Below are 18,501 nucleotides of genomic sequence, written 5' to 3'. Positions count from 1 at the left end.
ATAAAGGTATCAATAAAAGCAAAAAAAGCTGTTATTTATCAAAAAAACACGGGAAGGCTTGCACAGGAACGGAACTTACGCTAAATTTGCATTGTAAACATTACAAATTTATATTGAACATGGTTAACAAAGAGGCTTTGGATACATTGCAGAAATATGGGATTCACCCCTCCGTACAACGCATAGCAATTATGGATTATTTGCTTAAGAATCATACGCATCCCACAGTGGATGAGGTGTATGTGGCTTTGTGTAAAGTTATACCTACGTTGTCTAAGACGACCGTGTATAACACTTTACGGCTTTTTTCCGATCATGGAGCTGCCTTGATGTTGACCATTGATGAGAAGAAAGTTTGTTTTGACGGGGTAATTGTTCCCCATGCGCATTTCATGTGCAAGCGGTGCGGAAAATTATTCGATGTGGCTCTTCCGGAAAGTTTGAAAGACTTTTTACCGGTAGGCTCGGACTTTAAGGTGGACGAAGCGCATGTCTATTATAAAGGTGTATGTAAAGCCTGTGCGATGGAGGCATGAGCCTGAAGGGCACGGGCAGAGAAATAATAAGAACGAATGTGTAATTTAAATTAAAAACGGAAGAAAATGAAAAAGAAATTTGTGTGTACAGTATGTGGTTACATTCATGAAGGCGAAGAAGCTCCGGCACAGTGCCCGCAGTGCAAGGCTCCGGCTTCAAAGTTCAAGGAATTGGTAGATACGGAATTGACTTTCGTGACCGAGCATGTTATCGGCATTGCCAAGGACGTTGACCCTGAAATCAAGAAAGGTTTGCAGGCAAACTTTGAAGGAGAATGCACCGAAGTGGGCATGTACTTGGCCATGAGCCGTCAGGCTGACCGTGAAGGCTATCCTGAGATTGCGGAAGCTTTCAAGCGTTATGCTTTTGAAGAGGCCGACCATGCTTCCCGTTTCTGCGAATTGTTGGGCGACATGGTTTGGGACACGAAGACCAACCTGAAGAAGCGTATGGAGGCTGAAAGCGGTGCTTGTTCCGGCAAGATGGATTTGGCCAAGATGGCCAAACAGCAGGATTTGGACGCCATTCACGACACTGTGCATGAAATGGCAAAGGACGAAGCTCGCCATGGCCGTGGTTTCGCCGGTTTGTACAACCGTTACTTCGGCGACAAGTAACCATCTTGTGGTATTAGTCCGGATGTCGTAGCATATCCGGCAGAAAAATCCCGTGAAGTTGGATGCCTGGCTTCACGGGATTTGTATTAAATGTCATGGCAGCCTTTTGAGTATGGGATGAAAGGATGTAGCGAACGGCTGTTCTTTCGGATATATCGGTAAGTTTGACAAAAAAAAGGCTTGCATGAGAGCGGTTTATCATCTTGCGGCAAACGGAAAATCGTTTGCCTGAGAATGAAAAATCAATCTCAGGCGAATGATTTTTCATTTGCCGCACATTTTTACGCTGTATTCAAGAGTCTGGAAAAGAGGAATATAGAAAAATGCAGGGGCTTTTTTTCCGGCAGAAAAAATTTTTGACGCAAAGGGAGGGAATGGGAATGATAAAAAAACGACGGGCGGTTTATTCGTAGTCTTTCAGTCGTTTGGGATTTTTCGGGAACCAACCTTTCAGCACCCGTTTGCGTTGGTCGAACACTTCGAGTATCCCCCAAAAGGAAGAGAACGATATGACACCGAAAATGATACTCAAGTACACGTTTTCCACATAGAGGGACAAACCGGCACATAGGATTCCCGTCACGAGGAAAGCCCACCAGCATCGGGTTCCGAAATAGTATTCGCCCTTGATGACTAAAGGATGGAACAGGCCGATAATCAGGAAGGTGGCCAAGCCGATAAGTATGCCTACGTAGTTCATTGCGTTTGCGTGTATTTAGTTTGTAGGATGCAAAGTTAAGATTTTATTTCTATATAGCAAGTGTTGCATGAGGCCTCGCACGAATAAATAGAGGAGAAAAGCCAGCCAAAGTGCGTGGTTTTGCCATATAGGGAAGAGGCTGAGGTAGACGCTGAAAAAAGTCAGGGTGGCGCCCAACATGGACAGGAGCATATAGCGTGTGGCCGTGAGTCCGATGAAAACACCGTCCCAAATGAATGCCGAGAGACCTGCAAAGGGGATGAGGACAGCCCAAGGCAGGTAGTCGGAAGCTGTGGCGACGACATAGGCTTCGTCGGTGAGCAGGTTCATGAGAGCCTTTCCGCCGGCCATATAGAATAAGGTGAAGGTCAGTGCCACGCCGCATCCCCAAAGAAACAGGTTACGGATGACTTTTTTCAGGGCCTGGTAATCTCCCGCACCGGCACATTTGCCCGAGAGGGCTTCTCCGGCAAAGGCGAAACCGTCCATGAAATAAGAATAGAGGGTGAAGTATTGCATCAGCAAGGCATTGGCCGCTAAGATATATTCCCCTTGACGGGAACCGGCGGAGGTGAAATAGAGAGTGACGCACACGAGGCAAAGGGTGCGCAGGAAAATGTCGCGGTTGACACTGAAGAAACGGCGAATGGCGTTTTTCCGGAATACGGAAGAGGGGAGGAATGCAAAAGGAAGGCCGAGCCTACGGTGCATACGGTGGCAATAATATAGGGAAAGCGCCAGTCCGCAATATTGGGCGATGGCTGTCCCCAAAGCCACTCCGGCCACGTCCATGTGCCATACGAAGACAAAGGACAGGCTGGCCGCTATGTTGACGAGGTTTTGGACGATGGCCACGTAGAGCGGGTATTTTGCATTTTGCAATCCGATGAACCATCCGGTCAGGCTGTAAAGCCCGAGCACGGCAGGAGCGCCCCATACGCAGATTCTAAAGTATACCGAAGCAAAATCCGCTACAGCTTCCGTGGGCGACATGACGGACAGGGCCAGATGAAGTAACGGGCCCTGCAGGAGGAGGATGAGGATGGCTATGCCCGTGGAAGTAGCCAAGGAACGATAAAGCAACAGTTGGATTTCTTGTTTATTGTCGGCACCGTAGGCTTGTGAAGTCATCCCGCTGGTTCCCATCCTCAGGAATGCAAAAATCCAATAGATCATATTGAATATCGTACCGCCGATGGCTATGGCACCGATATACGAAGCGGCACCGAGATGTCCCGCAATGGTCAGGTCTATCAGCCCGAGCAGGGGAACGGTGATATTGGAAAGGATGGATGGGAGAGCGATGTGCAGTATCTCTTTGTGGTATGACTTATTCATGACGGTCATTTGTTGGCTGAATAAAAACAAAGGCACTGTCAACTCGCTGAAAGCTTGTTTTACAGTGCCTTTTCTGATGGTCGGGGTAGCGGGATTCGAACCCACGACCCCCTGCTCCCAAAGCAGGTGCGCTAACCGGACTGCGCTACACCCCGAGACTTGAGAGAATGTGATTTCTCAAAAGCGATGCAAAGGTACGTCTTTTAGACGACATATCCAAACTAAATACAAAAAAAGTGGCATGCCTCTCAAAAGAAACATGCCATTTTCTGATAAATGCCAGACTAACGGTTTAGAATTTGAAAGGCTGGCTCTTTACGTAGATTTTGTAACCTTTGATGCTTTCGGGCGCTCCCTGTTCCACGCGGGGAAGATATTGGAAACCGCCTAATGTCTGCTCTGCGCCCAAATCCAATACGATGTAATGGGGGAACTTCACGTCTTTATTGGTACTCCAATACGTAGACTCCTGAAGGTCGAAAATCTTATCGGCTGTCTTGTTGCCCGAAGAGATGTCCTCGTCGTCGGCGTATGCCACTGTCCATGGCTCGCGGCTGATGCGCTGACCCTTGTCGTCGAGCATGTACCATTCTGCGATACAAGCATATTCGCGGTTGTTATGGGAATTCAAGGCTTCGATGCACACGTAACGTCCCGTTACGGGTTGGTCGAACCGGACTTCCTGCCAACCGTTGCCTGCGGCAAACTCACCGGTCTTGCAGGGCGTTTCGCCGGCCAGATTCAGAGTTTGTCCTTCCTTGCGGTGCGTGTTCGGCGCATCGACGTTCAGTTTGTCGATGATAGGTTTGGACAGGCCTTCAACCACGGTTTCCTGCGGACCTACAATGTCTTGTACGATAATCTCGTTCTCGCCCTTCTTCAACCAACATCCGGGCATGTAAAGCGTCTGTTGCGGACCGATTTTCCAGAAGCGTCCGATGGCGTGTCCGTTTACGTAAACCTGTCCTTTGCCCCATGTTTCCAGGTTCAGGAATGTGTCGCCGGTCTTTTTCAGGTTGAAAGTCGCACGGTAGCATCCCGGTACTTTCTGGTCCTTCAGCGGAACATATTTCATGTCCTTCTGTACCTGATAGCTGTCGCTGAGGGTGTAAATCTGCCAGTTTTTCAAGTTGACGGTCACTTGGCTGCCGGTATTCATGGTGTAGCTCAATTCCACTTTTTCCGTAATGCCCTTGAAGTCCTTAATGGCACGGCCGAAGTTGATTCGTCCCATGGCTTCCACAAGGATGTCCAGTTGGTCTCCTTCCTTCATGGCCGGCAACAACATGGTCTTCTCATGGTTGCGACGGTCGATGGAGCCGATCAGTTTCCTATTGATAAATACTTGCGCGAAGTCGTGCGCATCCGTTATGGTCAGGATACTTTGTGTCGGTACGGCCGGAGTCTTAGTGCGGTAAAGAATGGAACCCCATCCTTGGTTGAACGCTTCCATCGTTTGAATGTCCATCGACGCATGAGGTGCAGGGAGGTTCTCAAACAAAGGAGCCACTTCCGTAAACTGTATTTTGGGAACGTTGATTACAGGGAATTCTTTGGGGATGGAGGGTAACTTTTTGTCGCTATACCCCGATAGCATCTCTCGCAATTCCATGTATTTAGGAGTGACTTGTCCGGCCTCGTTGATGGGAGCATCGTAATCGTACGAAGTCACGTCGGGTGAGAATCCGGGGCTGTTGGCACCGGCCCAGTGTCCCCAACTGGTACCTCCGTGCGTCATGTAGAGCGAGAATGAAATGCCTTTGTCCAACATTTCCTTCAGCCCACCGACCATTTCCTTGCTGCCGCGCGTTTCGTGACGTCCGCCCCATTTGTCGAACCATCCGCTCCAGAACTCGGAACACATTTGGGGGGACTCAGGACGCAACTCGCCCAACTTCTTGAATTCGTTTTCGATATTGGCGCCGGTACCGAAGTTCATGGTCCATACCAGATCGTCCAGTCCGTTTTTGGTAAAGTTGGAACTCCAGTCACATTGGAACAAAGTTACTTTGTCGAAACCTGAGTCGCGGATGATGTCGCGAATGGCCGAAACATACGGTTTGTCCTCGCCGTACGACCCGTATTCGTTTTCTACTTGCACCATGATAATCGGTCCGCCTTTTTCAATGGTCAAGTCTCCGATCTGTTCTCCCAGTTTTTTGGCGAAGATGCGGTAACGTTCCATGAAGTACGGGTCTTGTTCTCTCAGACGGATGTCTTTCTTCTTCAACAACCACCAGGGCAGGCCGCCCATTTCCCATTCGGCGCATACGTACGGGCCGGGACGCACGATGACATAAAGTCCGTTTTCTTGTGCCAATCGGATAAATTCCGCCACGTCGTTATTGCCCGTGAAGTCGAACTTGCCTTCTTCCTGTTCGTGTATGTTCCAAAAGACATACAGACAAAGCGTGTTCATTCCCAAAGCCTTGCACATCTTGATGCGCTGTTCCCAATAGGGACGCGGGATGCGGGGATAATGCACTTCGGCGGCTTTGATGATGAAAGGCTTGCCGTTAAGGAGGAATGTCTTGTTTCCTACTCCGAAAGTTTCGGTTTTGGCCGCAGCTTCTGTCGGAGTGAAAAGGAACAATCCGGCCGTAAACAAGGATGCTTTAAGCACGTGGCTGATACTTCTGTTTAAATTCATCATAGAAATCAGTTATTAATGAATGATATGGTTTCTCAAATTTTGTGGGTTCAAAAATACGACACTTATTTTTTATATACAAGTTTTTGAAGAAAAAGGATAAAATAAGAACGAAAACTTTTATCTAACGTTGAATTCCTCATAAAAAAAGGATAACTTTGCATGTTGAATCTTAATATAAGCAAACAGATATGTTCAGGACAAATACTTGTGGTGAGCTGAGACTTGCGGATGCCGGAAAGACCGTGACGCTAGCCGGGTGGGTGCAGCGTGTGCGTAAGATGGGAGGCATGACTTTCGTCGACTTGCGTGACCGGTATGGCATTACACAATTAGTTTTTAATGAAGAAGTGAATGACGCGCTTTGTGCCCGGGCTAATAAGTTGGGGCGTGAAGATGTGATTCAGATAAAGGGCGAAGTGAACGAGCGTGAGAGTAAGAATAAGAATTTGCCGACAGGGGAGATTGAAATCATCGTGTCGGAACTGACTGTACTCAATGCTTCCGTTACTCCTCCTTTCACGATCGAAGACGATACGGACGGAGGGGATGATATACGTATGAAGTACCGCTATTTGGATTTGCGCCGTGCTTGCGTGAGGAAAAATCTGGAACTCCGCCATCAGATGACGATGGAGGTTCGCCGTTATCTGGACAGCAAAGGTTTTTTGGAAATAGAAACACCGATGCTGATTGGGTCTACTCCTGAAGGTGCCCGTGATTTTGTGGTGCCTTCCCGCATGAATCCGGGGCAGTTTTATGCGTTGCCGCAAAGCCCGCAGACTCTGAAACAACTCTTGATGGTAGCCGGTATGGACCGTTACTTCCAGATTGTGAAGTGTTTTCGCGATGAAGACTTGCGTGCCGACCGCCAACCGGAATTTACACAGATAGACTGTGAGATGAGTTTCGTGGAGCAGGAGGACGTGATAGCCCTTTTTGAAGGGATGGCCAAACACCTCTTCCGTACGATACGGGGTATAGAACTCACGGAACCATTCCCCCGCATGCCTTGGAGCGAAGCCATGCGGCTTTACGGTAGCGACAAGCCGGACACGCGTTTCGGTATGGAGTTCGTGGAACTGATGGACGTGTTGAAAGGTACGGGAGAGTTTTCCGTGTTCAATGATGCGTCCTACATCGGAGGTATTTGTGCGCCGGGATGTGCTTCATATACCCGTAAGCAGTTGGATCAACTGACGGACTTCGTGAAGCGCAGTCAAATAGGGGCAAAAGGATTGGTATATGCCCGTGTGCAGGAAGACGGCAGCGTAAAATCCAGTGTGGATAAATTCTATACGCAGGAAGTGTTGTTGCGCTTGAAGGAGGCGATGAAGGCCGTGCCGGGCGATTTGATACTGATAATGAGTGGCGAGGATGCCATGAAGACGCGTAAACAGTTATGTGAATTGCGTTTGGAGATGGGAACTCGTTTGGGATTGCGCGATAAGAACAAATTCTCTTTGTTGTGGGTGGTGGATTTCCCGATGTTCGAATGGAGCGAAGAGGAAGGGCGCTTGATGGCGATGCACCATCCGTTCACGCATCCCAAGGATGAGGATATCCCATTGTTGGATTCCAATCCGGCGGCTGTGCGTGCGGATGCTTACGATATGGTTTGCAATGGAGTTGAAGTAGGAGGGGGGTCCATCCGTATCCACGATCCGGGGCTTCAGGACAAGATGTTCAAGATATTGGGCTTCACGGAAGAACGTGCACAGGAGCAGTTCGGTTTCCTGATGAATGCTTTCAAATACGGTGCGCCTCCTCACGGTGGTTTGGCGTACGGGCTTGACCGTTGGGTAAGTTTGTTTGCCGGACTTGACAGTATCCGCGATTGCATCGCTTTCCCGAAGAATAACAGTGGGCGTGATGTAATGTTGGATGCACCTTCTTATATAGACCAGAAGCAGTTGGATGAACTGAGTTTGGCACTTGATTTAAAAGATTGAGCAAAAGAAGGATATATAGAAATATTATAGTTATAAAAATGTGCGAAGGAAATAATCCCTCGCACATTTTTATAATATCCATCTCATGATAACGGAAATGGAATTATTCAGAAGGTGCTTCTGCCGTAGAGTGAAGCGGTTTGCTTACCGGAAATAATTTAGTGAATAAAGTAGGGAAAGGGGTCTCGAACTCCATTGGTTCCCCCGTGATGGGATGGTAAAAATTCAGTCGATAGGCATGTAATCCCAACCGTCCTATCGGGTCGCTTCCATTGCCGTATTTTGAATCGCCGACTACCGGATGGCCAATATCTTGCATGTGTACACGGATTTGGTTTTTCCGGCCGGTTTCCAATTTCAATTCAACCAACGAATAACGCTCTCTCGCGTCTAACGTATGAAAATGTGTGATGGCATATTTTCCTCCGTTGTCTGTCGGACTGGAGTACGTTACATACGCTTTATTGTCTTTCAACCAAGAAGATATGGTTCCGCCTTCTTTTTCCATCTTCCCACTGACTACGGCCACGTATCTACGGTCTGTCACGATTTCCTGCCAGTGTTCTTCCAAAATCCGTTGTACCTCTATATTTTTTGCATACATCATCAAACCGGATGTGTCGCGGTCCAAACGGTGGACTACGTGGGCTGTGCATTTGAAGTGCCGTCGGGTAAAATATTCATCCAATACGGTTTTGATTGAAAATTGTTGTGCAACGGCAGGCATAGAGAGAATGCCTGCACTTTTTTCAATCACAATCAGGTCTTTGTCTTCATATACAATCTTAACGTATTTGTTTTTCAGCTCATTGTTACGCTTATGTTTGCTTACCCGTACAACCATACCGGGTCGCAATTCATAATTATATTGGGAGACCGATTTTTTGTTTACCGTAATGCCATGTCCCGTCAGAATATCTTTGGCTTTATTCCTACTGATTCCGTTCATCGATTCCATAATGAAATCCAATAATAACATGGGTTTATTGACTGTAAACTCTATGTATTTTGATGCTGCATATTGTGCACCGGACTTATTTCTCATCTTTTCTTCTGTTTTTTGCAAAGGTAAGACTATTTTTTCAAATACAGGCCTTGTGGTTGCTTGAATCTTGAGATTTAATACCTAACCGCTATTATGTTTAATAAGAAAGAAGCTTTTTAATTATTCATTCTACTTCGAAAGTTTCTTTCAAAAAAAGGAAAGAAAGCCAAAATCCTCTTCGGCTTTCTTTCCTTTTCTTTATTTCGTGTTTTATTTTGCTGTTTAGAGAAGTTCCAACTGCTTGAATACTTTTGTAAGTTTCTGAATCGCTTCATCCACTTGTTCGTGTGTATGGTTAGCCATCAGGGCAAAACGTACTAAGGTATCCTGAGGCGCACATGCAGGCGGAATCACAGGATTAATGAAAACTCCTTCGTCAAAAGCCAATTTCGTAACCATGAATGTTTTTTCCGTATCACGGACGTATAAAGGAATGATAGGAGATTCTGTGGCACCGATTTCAAATCCTGATGCGCGAAAACGTTTTAAGGCATAATTCGTTACGTTCCATAAATTTTCCAAGCGCTCCGGTTCTTGCTGAAGAATATGCAGGGCTTCTAACGCTGAAGCCGTAGCGGCCGGTGTGGCTGATGCACTGAATATATAGGTACGCGCATTATGCTTTAACCAATTAATGATACTTTTGTCTGCTGCGATAAAACCTCCGATTGAAGCCAAGGACTTGCTAAATGTTCCCATTATCAAGTCTACCTCCTTCGTCAAGCCAAAATAATCACATACTCCTCTACCCTGCTTGCCAAAAACGCCAAGACCATGAGCCTCGTCTACCATAATGGAAGCGTTATATTTATGTTTCAGGCGCACAATTTCGGGAAGATTAGCTAAATCTCCTTCCATTGAAAAGACTCCGTCTACGATGATTAATTTGATAGCGTCTGGATTACATTTTTGTAATTGCTTCTCCAAATCAGCCATGTCATTGTGCTTGTACTTCAGGTTTTGAGAGAAAGACAAACGTTTGCCATCTACAATAGACGCGTGGTCCCGGTCATCGCAAATAATATAGTCTCCTCGTCCTGTCAAACAAGGGATGACACCGGAGTTGACCGTAAAGCCTGTTGCGAAACAGAGAGCTTCTTCTTTGCCTACAAAAGCCGCCAATTCTTTTTCAAGTTGAACATGTATGTCTAATGTTCCGTTGAGGAATCGTGAACCGGCACAACCGGAACCATATTTACGCATAGCAGCCACGCCAGCTTCTATGACGCGGTCATCGCCCGTCAGACCTGTATAAGCGTTAGAACCAAACATGAGTACGCGATGACCTCCCATGAGGACCTCGGTGCCTTGTTTGCCTTCTATTTCGCGGAAATAAGGGTATATGCCTTCAGCCATGTACTTTTGTGGCTCGTCATATTTAGCTAATTTGTCTTGTAATAAGCCCATTTTAATAAGTTCGTAATTAAAAAACTTTGCAAAGTTAATAAAAACATCTTTTTAAATAGCCTTTAATCATAAAAAATCTTTTTAATGTTCTTGTAAGCCTTAAAGCCAGATGCTGTATTTTTCATTTTTTATCCTTATCTTTGCTTCCGATTTAAGAAGCAATATGGCAAAGAGGAGCATCGTTTTTATTATAAACCCTATATCTGGAACTCAAAGTAAGGACAATATCATAGAACTGATTTCTCAGCATTTGGATCAAGATAAATTCAATTATCAGGTTGTCCGGACTGAATATGCCGGACATGCTACTTTATTGGCACAAGAGCATGTTGAAAAAGGCTGTGATGCGGTTGTGGCTATTGGGGGCGACGGCACTGTCAATGAAATAGCCCGTTCTTTAGTACATACTTCTGTGGCTTTCGGTGTCATTCCTTGTGGTTCGGGAAACGGATTGGCACGTCATTTACGTATTCCAATGGAGCCGCTTGGCGCCATTAAGGTGCTTAATCGTTTTGATATTGAGTGTTTGGATTATGGGAAGATAAATGACCTCCCTTTTTTTTGTACATGCGGTGTGGGGTTTGATGCTTTTGTAAGTTCCAAATTCGCTCATTCGGAGAAACGCGGAGTATTGACTTATTTGGAGAACACGCTTCGAGAAGGCTTAAAATATAAGCCGGACACATATGAGATTGAAATAGAAGGAGAAACGTCCAAATACAAGGCCTTTCTGATAGCTTGTGCCAATGCGTCTCAATATGGGAATAATGCATATATCGCTCCTCACGCTTCTATGTCGGACGGACTTATGGATGTAACGATAATGGAGCCTTTTACAGTTCTGGAAGCTCCTCAGATTGCCGTTCAGTTGTTCAATAGGACATTGTTGCAGAATAATAAGATCAAGACATTCCGATGCAAAAACATTCGCATCCATCGTGAACACCCCGGGGTGATTCATTTTGATGGCGATCCCATGTCGGCCGGGACGGATATTGACGTACAATTGATACAAAAAGGCTTGAATATGATTGTGAATACTCAACAAGCCTCAGACACTGCGTTTGGGCGGGTTGTTTCAGAATTATATGACGAATTGATTTCTTTGAGTATAAGCGTACGTAATCGAAATATCCGGCGTATAGACAGCTTTAACAAAGAAGTCATGAGACGCCTGAAATTATAATCAAAAATGTATGTAATATTCTTCTGTGAGCTTTTTGTATTCTTCCGTGTAAATACCATTTCTGTCTCTGACCATGAGCCGTGTGGTTTGAGGGTAAGGCGTACTTCCTTTTTTAAAGCTCAATAAGGCTCTTTTCGGCATACTCTCAGGCAAACTGTGTATCATGCATCTTTTGTGGAGATTGAGCCCCCTCTCCCACGCCATTTGTATGAAAGCATCGGCTGACGATGCAGGGAGGACGACGTTGAAACAAGCTCCGTCGTTCAACCATGTATATGCGTTAGCGATGAGTGCATCGAAAGGAAGAGCGTCACTATGGCGTGCATAGTTACGTTTTTCTCCAGGGCATTGCAGTGAATTCGTGAAAAACGGCGGGTTACATGTTATCATGTCAAACTTTTTCTGAGGAATGTAAGTGAGGGCATTTTCTACTTCAAAATGCAGACGTTGTGCCCAAGGTGTCTTTTTCCCGTTATCTGTGGCTTGGTTTACTGCTTCCTCGTCTATGTCTATTCCTATGATGTATGCGTTGCACTTTTGAGCTAACATGATGGCTATCAATCCGGAACCTGTGCCGATGTCGAGGATATATTTGGAATCGGGACAAACTTCCGTCCATGCGCCCAGCAGTACTCCATCCGTACCAACCTTCATGGCACATTTGTCGTGATAAATTGTGAACTTCTTAAAGTCGAAATGAGTTTTTGCCATAAAATTCGGGTGTAATCTTAGAGTCTATCCTTCGTTTTGCTTGCAAAAGTAGCAAATATTTGTTATTTCCACTGTATATCATACGTAGAGTACACTCTTTTTTTGTATCTTTGCCACGTTTTGTGAAAAAAGTTTTGTTCACTAAATCATTTAAGATTTTTAATATGCATATTGACGATAATCAGAATCCATTTTCATTGGTTGCAGATTTTGAAGGAGATGAATCCAGTGTTTTCGACGTGGAAATGGAGGCCACATTACCGATTTTGCCGTTGCGCAACATGGTGTTATTCCCAGGTGTGGTGATGCCTGTGGCAGTGGGACGGAAGTCTTCTCTTCGTTTGGCGAAAGCCGCAGATAAAAATAAATTGAACATCGGCGTAGTTTGTCAGTTGAGTCCGGAGACAGAGAATCCGGGGTTTGATGATTTGTATCACATCGGGACGATGGCAAAGATTATTCGTATTCTTGAATTGCCAGACCGTTCTACCACTGTCATCTTACAAGGTATGAGCCGTTTCGATTTGAAAGGTATTGTGTCCGACAAGCCTTATCTTACCGGTATGGTAGAGAAATTAGAAGACACGCTCCCTTCGAAGAATAACAAAGAGTTCGAAATCTTGGCGGAAGCTTGTCGCGAACGTACGGTGCAGTACATTCAGATGAGTGACCAAATGCCGAAGGAATCCATGTTCGCGGTGAAAAACGTGAGCAACAATATGTTTTTGGTAAATTTTGTATGCGCCAATTTCCCATTCCCTATTGTCCGCAAGATGGAGTTGTTGAGAGAGGGGGCACTGGATTTGCGTACGGTCAACTTACTCAAGCTGTTGAACAAGGAAATCCAATACTCGGAACTTCGGGCTGAGATCCAACGTAAGACCCGGGAAGATTTGGACATGCAGCAACGTGAGTACTTTTTGCAACAACAAATCAAAAACATACAGGATGAACTTGGCGGTACGCCGCAGGATCAGGACTTGCACGATTTACGTACGCAGGCCCAAAAAAAGAAATGGCCGGAAGATGTCGCCAAGACTTTCCATCGGGAAGTGGACAAGCTTGAACGCTTGAATCCCCAAAGTCCGGATTATAACGTCCAACTCAATTATTTGCAAACAATGTTGAGCCTGCCTTGGCAGACCTATACGGAAGATAATTTAAATTTGAAGAATGCCGAAAGAGTTTTGAACAAAGACCATTACGGCTTGGAGAAAGTAAAAGAACGCATATTGGAGCATCTGGCCGTTTTGCAATTAAGAGGCGACCAAAAATCTCCGATAATCTGTTTGTACGGTCCTCCGGGTGTCGGCAAGACATCTTTGGGTAAAAGTATCGCCTCTGCCTTAAAGCGGAAATACATCCGCATGTCTTTGGGCGGATTGCATGACGAGGCTGAAATCCGGGGGCACCGCCGCACGTATATCGGAGCTATGCCCGGGCGCATTATAAAAAGTATGATAAAGGCAGGCTCTTCCAATCCGGTGTTCATTTTAGACGAGATAGACAAGGTGACGCAGAATACGGTGAATGGCGACCCCTCTTCTGCCTTGTTGGAAGTGCTCGACCCGGAACAGAACAGTGCTTTCCATGATAATTTCCTGGATGTAGACTATGATTTGTCCAAGGTCATGTTTATTGCGACAGCGAATAATATCGGCACGATACCCCGTCCCTTGCTCGACCGTATGGAACTGATAGAAGTGAGCGGCTATATCACGGAAGAGAAGGTAGAGATAGCTAAACGTCATTTGGTGCCCAAGGAAAAGGAAAACAATGGCTTGGCCGACCGGTCGGAAATCAAAATCAGCAAGCCGGCATTGGAGTACATGATAGAGAACTACACCCGTGAGTCCGGTGTGCGAGGATTGGAAAAACAAATAAACAAGGTGTTCCGCAAGATGGCATTGGAATACGCCCGAAATGGTGCATTTTCTTGTACGGACGTGAAAGTGGCCGATGTGGAACGCTTGTTGGGCAAACCTTTATATACTCGCGACAAATACCAGGGCAATGGCTATGCCGGTGTGGTAACCGGATTGGCATGGACTTCCGTAGGGGGAGAAATCCTCTTTATAGAGACGAGCCTGAGCAAGGGAAAAGGTAGCAAGTTGACGCTCACAGGAAATTTGGGCGACGTAATGAAAGAGTCGGCGGTTTTGGCATTGGAATATATCAAAGCGCATGCTGACCATTTGCATATTGATGCGCGGATTTTCGACCTATGGAATATCCATGTGCACGTGCCTGAAGGAGCCGTACCTAAAGACGGACCGTCGGCCGGTATTACCATGGCTACTTCCATCGCTTCGGCATTGACCCAACGTAAGGTCCGCCCGAATCTGGCTATGACCGGTGAGATAACGTTACGTGGAAAAGTGCTGCCCGTAGGAGGCATCAAGGAGAAAATCCTGGCAGCAAAACGTGCAGGCATCAAAGATATCGTCATGTGTGAGGAAAACCGCAAGAACATAGAGGAAATTCCGGAAATGTATCTCAAAGGGCTGTCGTTCCATTATGTGAATGATGTGTCCGAGGTCTTGAATTTTGCTTTGTTGGATGAAAAAGTAACCAATGCCATCGAGTTTACTTTCGATGAGCCTAAGAACGAAACGAAATGAAGTTTGAACTCCAACATACAGATTCCCTTACGTCGGCTCGGGCCGGGGTGTTGACCACAGACCATGGCTTGATAGAGACGCCTGTTTTCATGCCGGTGGGCACGGTGGGCTCGGTCAAAGCCGTCCATCCGTGGGAATTGAAGGAAGACATCAAGGCGCAAATCATTTTGGGAAATACTTATCATTTGTACTTGCGGCCTGGTATTAATGTCCTGGAAAAAGCCGGTGGGTTGCACAAGTTCAACGGTTTTGACCGCCCTATCCTGACCGACAGCGGAGGCTTCCAAGTCTTTTCGTTGACCGGTATCCGTAAATTGCGTGAGGAAGGGTGCGAATTCCGTTCGCACATCGACGGTTCAAAACATATTTTCACCCCCGAGAAGGTCATGGACATTGAGCGTGCCATCGGGGCAGACATCATGATGGCATTCGACGAATGTCCACCGGGCACATCCGACTACGCATACGCGAAAAAAAGTTTGGGGCTGACCCACCGTTGGTTGGACCGCTGTATTCGTCGTTTCAATGAGACAGAACCCCGATACGGTTACCAACAATCACTTTTTCCCATCGTGCAAGGCTGCACTTATAAGGACTTGCGTATCCAATCGGCCGAGTTCGTGGCATCGAAGGAGGCCGATGGCAATGCCATTGGCGGATTGGCTGTGGGCGAACCGGCGGAAGTGATGTACGAAATGATAGAGGTGGTCAACGGGATCTTGCCGAAAGACAAGCCTCGTTATCTTATGGGGGTCGGTACACCGGTGAATATTCTTGAAGGCATAGAGCGTGGAGTAGACATGTTCGACTGCGTGATGCCTACGCGTAACGGGCGCAATGCCATGCTGTTCACACAGAATGGTATTATGAACCTGCGTAATAAGAAATGGGAAGACGACTTTTCGCCTTTGGATCCAGACGGGACTTCTTACGTAGACAAGGCATATAGCAAAGCCTACCTGCATCACCTTTTCAAAGCTCAGGAATTGTTGGCGCTGCAAATCGCCTCCATCCATAATCTTGCTTTTTATCTGTGGCTGACACGCGAGGCGCGACGCCATATCATAGTCGGGGACTTCTCTTCTTGGAAAGCCTTGATGGTAAAAAGGGTGGCCGCACGGCTATAATTAAAGAAGTACTGTATATGAAGTGGTATAAACGTCTCATTTCCAAGTTGGATATGTATCTTATCAAGAAGTTTCTGGGTACATATTTCTTTTCCATTGCATTGATTATTTCCATTGCCGTGGTATTCGACTTCAATGAGAATATCGATAAGTTTACGACCAACCATGCCCCGTGGAAAGGTATCATTTTCGAGTACTACGCCAACTTCGTCCCTTATTTTTCCAATTTGTTCAGTCCGCTGTTCGTGTTCATCTCTGTGATATTCTTCACCTCCAAACTGGCAGAGAATTCGGAGATTATCGCCATGATGGCCGCCGGGATGAGTTTCAAGCGCCTGATGCGCCCTTATATGATTTCGGCATCCATCATTGCGGTGATGACTTTCCTGTTGGGAGCCTACGTTATTCCTAAGGGAAGCGTCACGCGACTAAACTTTGAGAATACATATAAAAAGAAAAAAAGGACGGAATTCGCCCAGAATGTGCAACTACAGGTCGATACGGGGGTTATTGCGTTTATCGAACATTTCGACGGGCGTACCAAGACCGGTTATCATTTCTCGTTGGATAAGTTTGTGAACAAGAAGCTTGTGTCACACCTTACGGCGGCTTCGGTGTCTTACGACACATTGTCGGACGAGCGTTACCATTGGCGAATCAACAATTACACGCTCCGCGAATTGAAAGGCATGCGTGAGTACATTTCCCATGGTTCGAGGATAGATTCCATCATCGCCATGGAACCGTCGGACTTCTTGCTGACGCGTAACCAACAGGAAACCTTGACCAGTCCGGAACTGAAAGAATATATCGTCAAGCAGCGTGCCCGTGGCTCGGGGAATGTGAAACCGTTCGAGGTGGAGTACCAGAAACGGTTTGCCACTCCCTTTGCTTCGTTCATCCTGACGATTATCGGTCTTTCCCTTTCGGCGCGGAAGCGGAAAGGGGGCATGGGACTGTATTTGGGCATCGGGTTGGCACTAAGTGCCTCTTACATTTTGTTCCAGACGGTTTCGTCTACTTTTGCAATCAATGCAGACTGGCCGCCGGCTTTGGCGGCGTGGCTGCCCAATATAATATTTGCCTTTATTGCGTTCTTCCTTTATAAAAAGGCACCGCAGTAGAGTGGATGTAGGATTTAAACACAAATTAGAACAGTGGATTTTTACGATTTGGATTTAAGCGACCAAGTGCTCGATGCCTTGGACGATATGAATTTTACCGAGTGCACGCCTATTCAGGAACATGCCATCCCCGTGATTCTCGAGGGGCGTGACATGATTGGTGTGGCGCAGACGGGGACGGGTAAGACTGCGGCTTTCCTGCTTCCCATATTGAGTAAGCTAAGCGATGGCGGTTATCCCGAAAAAGCCATTAATTGTATCATTATGTCCCCCACCCGGGAACTGGCCCAACAAATAGACCAGGCCATGGAGGGGTTTTCCTATTATATGAACGTGTCGAGCGTAGCTGTATATGGTGGAAACGACGGGATACGTTACGAGCAGGAGAAACGCGGGTTGGCCATGGGAGCCGACGTGATAATCGCCACGCCGGGACGCTTAATCAGTCATTTGAGTTTAGGCAACGTAGATTTGTCTGAAGTGTCTTTCTTTGTATTAGATGAGGCAGACCGCATGTTGGACATGGGTTTCAGCGACGACATCATGCAGATTGTCAAGTATTTGCCCAAAGAACGCCAGACCATCATGTTTTCGGCCACGATGCCCCGGAAGATTCAAGACTTGGCGCGCACCATCCTGCACGATCCGGTAGAAGTGAAACTGGCCGTATCGAAACCGGCCGACAAAATCGTGCAGTCGGCTTACGTATGCTATGAGGCGCAAAAGGTGTCATTAGTCAAAAAGCTGTTTGCCGAGCGGCCTCCACATCGCGTGATTGTCTTTGCGTCTTCCAAATTGAAAGTGAAAGACATGGCCATTGCCTTGGGACGTGCCGGATTTAAGGTCGGTGCCATGCACTCGGATTTGGAACAGCAGGAGCGTGACGAAGTGATGTATAAGTTCAAAGCCCAACAAATCGACGTGTTGGTAGCTACGGACATTGTGGCGCGTGGCATCGACATCGACGATATCCAGTTGGTCATCAATTTCGATGTGCCTCATGATGCCGAAGATTATGTGCACCGTATCGGTCGTACAGCCCGCGCCAACAACGACGGAGAGGCGATAACCTTGGTGAGCGAGAAAGACCAGCAACGTTTTGCTTCCATCGAGCATTTCCTTGAAACTGAAATAGAAAAACGTTCCCTGCCGGAAGGGCTTGGAGAAGGCCCGGCCTATCGGCCGGAAAAAGGTGGCGAAAAGGGGAATGGCAGACATGGAAGTCCAAGACACGGCAGGCGGCAAGGCAAATCGGGAAACCGCAGAAAAACAAGCCCCATCCCACAAACACATACTCAAAACAATACCAAGGCACAAGCTTCCGGTTCAAAAAGTGCGCCGGTAAATGGGGACGCGCCGAAATCGCCATCTTTGACAGAGAAGAAAAACAAGAATAAGCCTCGAAGATATTTTAATAAGAAGAAATCTGCAACCGTTTCGCAAGGAAGCGCAGAAAAGAGGGAAAATACAGGCGGTGTTTCCTGAT

The 18,501-nt window shown here is 46.6% G+C and carries 15 protein-coding genes and 1 tRNA gene; 8 read left to right on the top strand and 8 right to left on the bottom strand.

The annotated features are described in order from the left end of the window. The first annotated feature begins 119 nt into the window (after positions 1 to 119). Both E0E47_RS03610 and E0E47_RS03605 read left to right on the top strand, forming a co-directional pair. Entirely contained in the window at positions 120 to 536 is a 417-nt protein-coding gene (locus E0E47_RS03610; RefSeq protein WP_130892914.1) for a Fur family transcriptional regulator, read from the top strand. 66 nt (positions 537 to 602) lie between these two features. Further along, complete coding sequence (locus E0E47_RS03605) at positions 603 to 1,154, top strand: NADH peroxidase (RefSeq protein WP_008622918.1); 552 nt, start codon at positions 603 to 605, stop codon at positions 1,152 to 1,154. Between the two features lie 13 nt (positions 1,155 to 1,167). Here the strand turns inward: E0E47_RS03605 and E0E47_RS17220 are convergent, their stop codons facing one another. The 5 genes from E0E47_RS17220 to E0E47_RS03580 form a co-directional block, all read right to left on the bottom strand. Continuing rightward, entirely contained in the window at positions 1,168 to 1,422 is a 255-nt protein-coding gene (locus E0E47_RS17220) for a hypothetical protein (RefSeq protein WP_172604645.1), read from the bottom strand. A 135-nt stretch (positions 1,423 to 1,557) separates the two neighbouring features. Continuing rightward, positions 1,558 to 1,854 (bottom strand): DUF4491 family protein, encoded by a 297-nt coding sequence (locus E0E47_RS03595; protein WP_008622916.1) that lies wholly within the window; start codon positions 1,852 to 1,854, stop codon positions 1,558 to 1,560. A 15-nt stretch (positions 1,855 to 1,869) separates the two neighbouring features. After that, positions 1,870 to 3,201 carry an MATE family efflux transporter gene (locus tag E0E47_RS03590; protein WP_130894316.1) on the bottom strand — a complete coding sequence of 444 codons (1,332 nt, stop codon included), beginning with the start codon at positions 3,199 to 3,201 and terminating at the stop codon, positions 1,870 to 1,872. A 68-nt stretch (positions 3,202 to 3,269) separates the two neighbouring features. Further along, positions 3,270 to 3,347 (bottom strand) — tRNA-Pro (locus E0E47_RS03585). A gap of 137 nt (positions 3,348 to 3,484) precedes the next feature. Next, positions 3,485 to 5,845: a beta-galactosidase gene (locus E0E47_RS03580; protein ID WP_130892913.1), complete on the bottom strand. Its 2,361-nt coding sequence runs from the start codon at positions 5,843 to 5,845 to the stop codon at positions 3,485 to 3,487. Positions 5,846 to 6,033: 188 nt separating this feature from the next. Between E0E47_RS03580 and aspS the strand changes: the two genes are divergently transcribed. Continuing rightward, the gene (gene aspS / locus E0E47_RS03575; RefSeq protein ID WP_130892912.1) at positions 6,034 to 7,794 is read left to right on the top strand and encodes an aspartate--tRNA ligase; all 1,761 of its coding nucleotides are present in this window, start codon (positions 6,034 to 6,036) and stop codon (positions 7,792 to 7,794) included. A 103-nt stretch (positions 7,795 to 7,897) separates the two neighbouring features. Here aspS and E0E47_RS03570 read toward each other — a convergent pair whose 3' ends face one another. Both E0E47_RS03570 and spt read right to left on the bottom strand, forming a co-directional pair. Next, positions 7,898 to 8,839 (bottom strand): RluA family pseudouridine synthase, encoded by a 942-nt coding sequence (locus tag E0E47_RS03570; protein ID WP_130892911.1) that lies wholly within the window; start codon positions 8,837 to 8,839, stop codon positions 7,898 to 7,900. A 222-nt stretch (positions 8,840 to 9,061) separates the two neighbouring features. Beyond that, positions 9,062 to 10,246: a serine palmitoyltransferase gene (gene spt, locus E0E47_RS03565; protein WP_130892910.1), complete on the bottom strand. Its 1,185-nt coding sequence runs from the start codon at positions 10,244 to 10,246 to the stop codon at positions 9,062 to 9,064. A 163-nt stretch (positions 10,247 to 10,409) separates the two neighbouring features. Here spt and E0E47_RS03560 point away from each other — a divergent pair, with 163 nt between their 5' ends. Further along, positions 10,410 to 11,432, top strand: a complete 1,023-nt coding sequence (locus E0E47_RS03560) for a diacylglycerol/lipid kinase family protein (protein WP_130892909.1) — start codon at positions 10,410 to 10,412, stop codon at positions 11,430 to 11,432. Here E0E47_RS03560 and E0E47_RS03555 read toward each other — a convergent pair whose 3' ends face one another. Continuing rightward, a complete protein-coding gene (locus E0E47_RS03555; protein WP_130892908.1) occupies positions 11,433 to 12,143 on the bottom strand; it encodes a tRNA1(Val) (adenine(37)-N6)-methyltransferase in 711 nt (236 codons plus the stop codon). It abuts the gene before it with no gap. Positions 12,144 to 12,307: 164 nt separating this feature from the next. Here E0E47_RS03555 and lon point away from each other — a divergent pair, with 164 nt between their 5' ends. The 4 genes from lon to E0E47_RS03535 are packed head-to-tail and all read left to right on the top strand — an operon-like array spanning position 12,308 to position 18,500. Next, complete coding sequence (lon, locus tag E0E47_RS03550; protein WP_172604644.1) at positions 12,308 to 14,764, top strand: endopeptidase La; 2,457 nt, start codon at positions 12,308 to 12,310, stop codon at positions 14,762 to 14,764. Continuing rightward, positions 14,761 to 15,891, top strand: a complete 1,131-nt coding sequence (gene tgt, locus E0E47_RS03545; protein WP_008629107.1) for a tRNA guanosine(34) transglycosylase Tgt — start codon at positions 14,761 to 14,763, stop codon at positions 15,889 to 15,891. The genes lon and tgt overlap by 4 nt, the downstream gene beginning before the upstream one ends. 17 nt (positions 15,892 to 15,908) lie before the next feature. After that, positions 15,909 to 17,015 carry an LptF/LptG family permease gene (locus E0E47_RS03540; RefSeq protein WP_130892906.1) on the top strand — a complete coding sequence of 369 codons (1,107 nt, stop codon included), beginning with the start codon at positions 15,909 to 15,911 and terminating at the stop codon, positions 17,013 to 17,015. 33 nt (positions 17,016 to 17,048) lie between these two features. Beyond that, complete coding sequence (locus E0E47_RS03535; protein ID WP_130892905.1) at positions 17,049 to 18,500, top strand: DEAD/DEAH box helicase; 1,452 nt, start codon at positions 17,049 to 17,051, stop codon at positions 18,498 to 18,500. Position 18,501 lies beyond the last annotated feature (1 nt).

The organism is Paraprevotella xylaniphila YIT 11841 (assembly GCF_900683745.1).
Lineage (GTDB): Bacteria > Bacteroidota > Bacteroidia > Bacteroidales > Bacteroidaceae > Paraprevotella > Paraprevotella xylaniphila.
The sequence above is the reverse complement of the archived record's forward strand: the minus strand, read 5'-3'. Positions and strand labels throughout refer to the sequence as shown.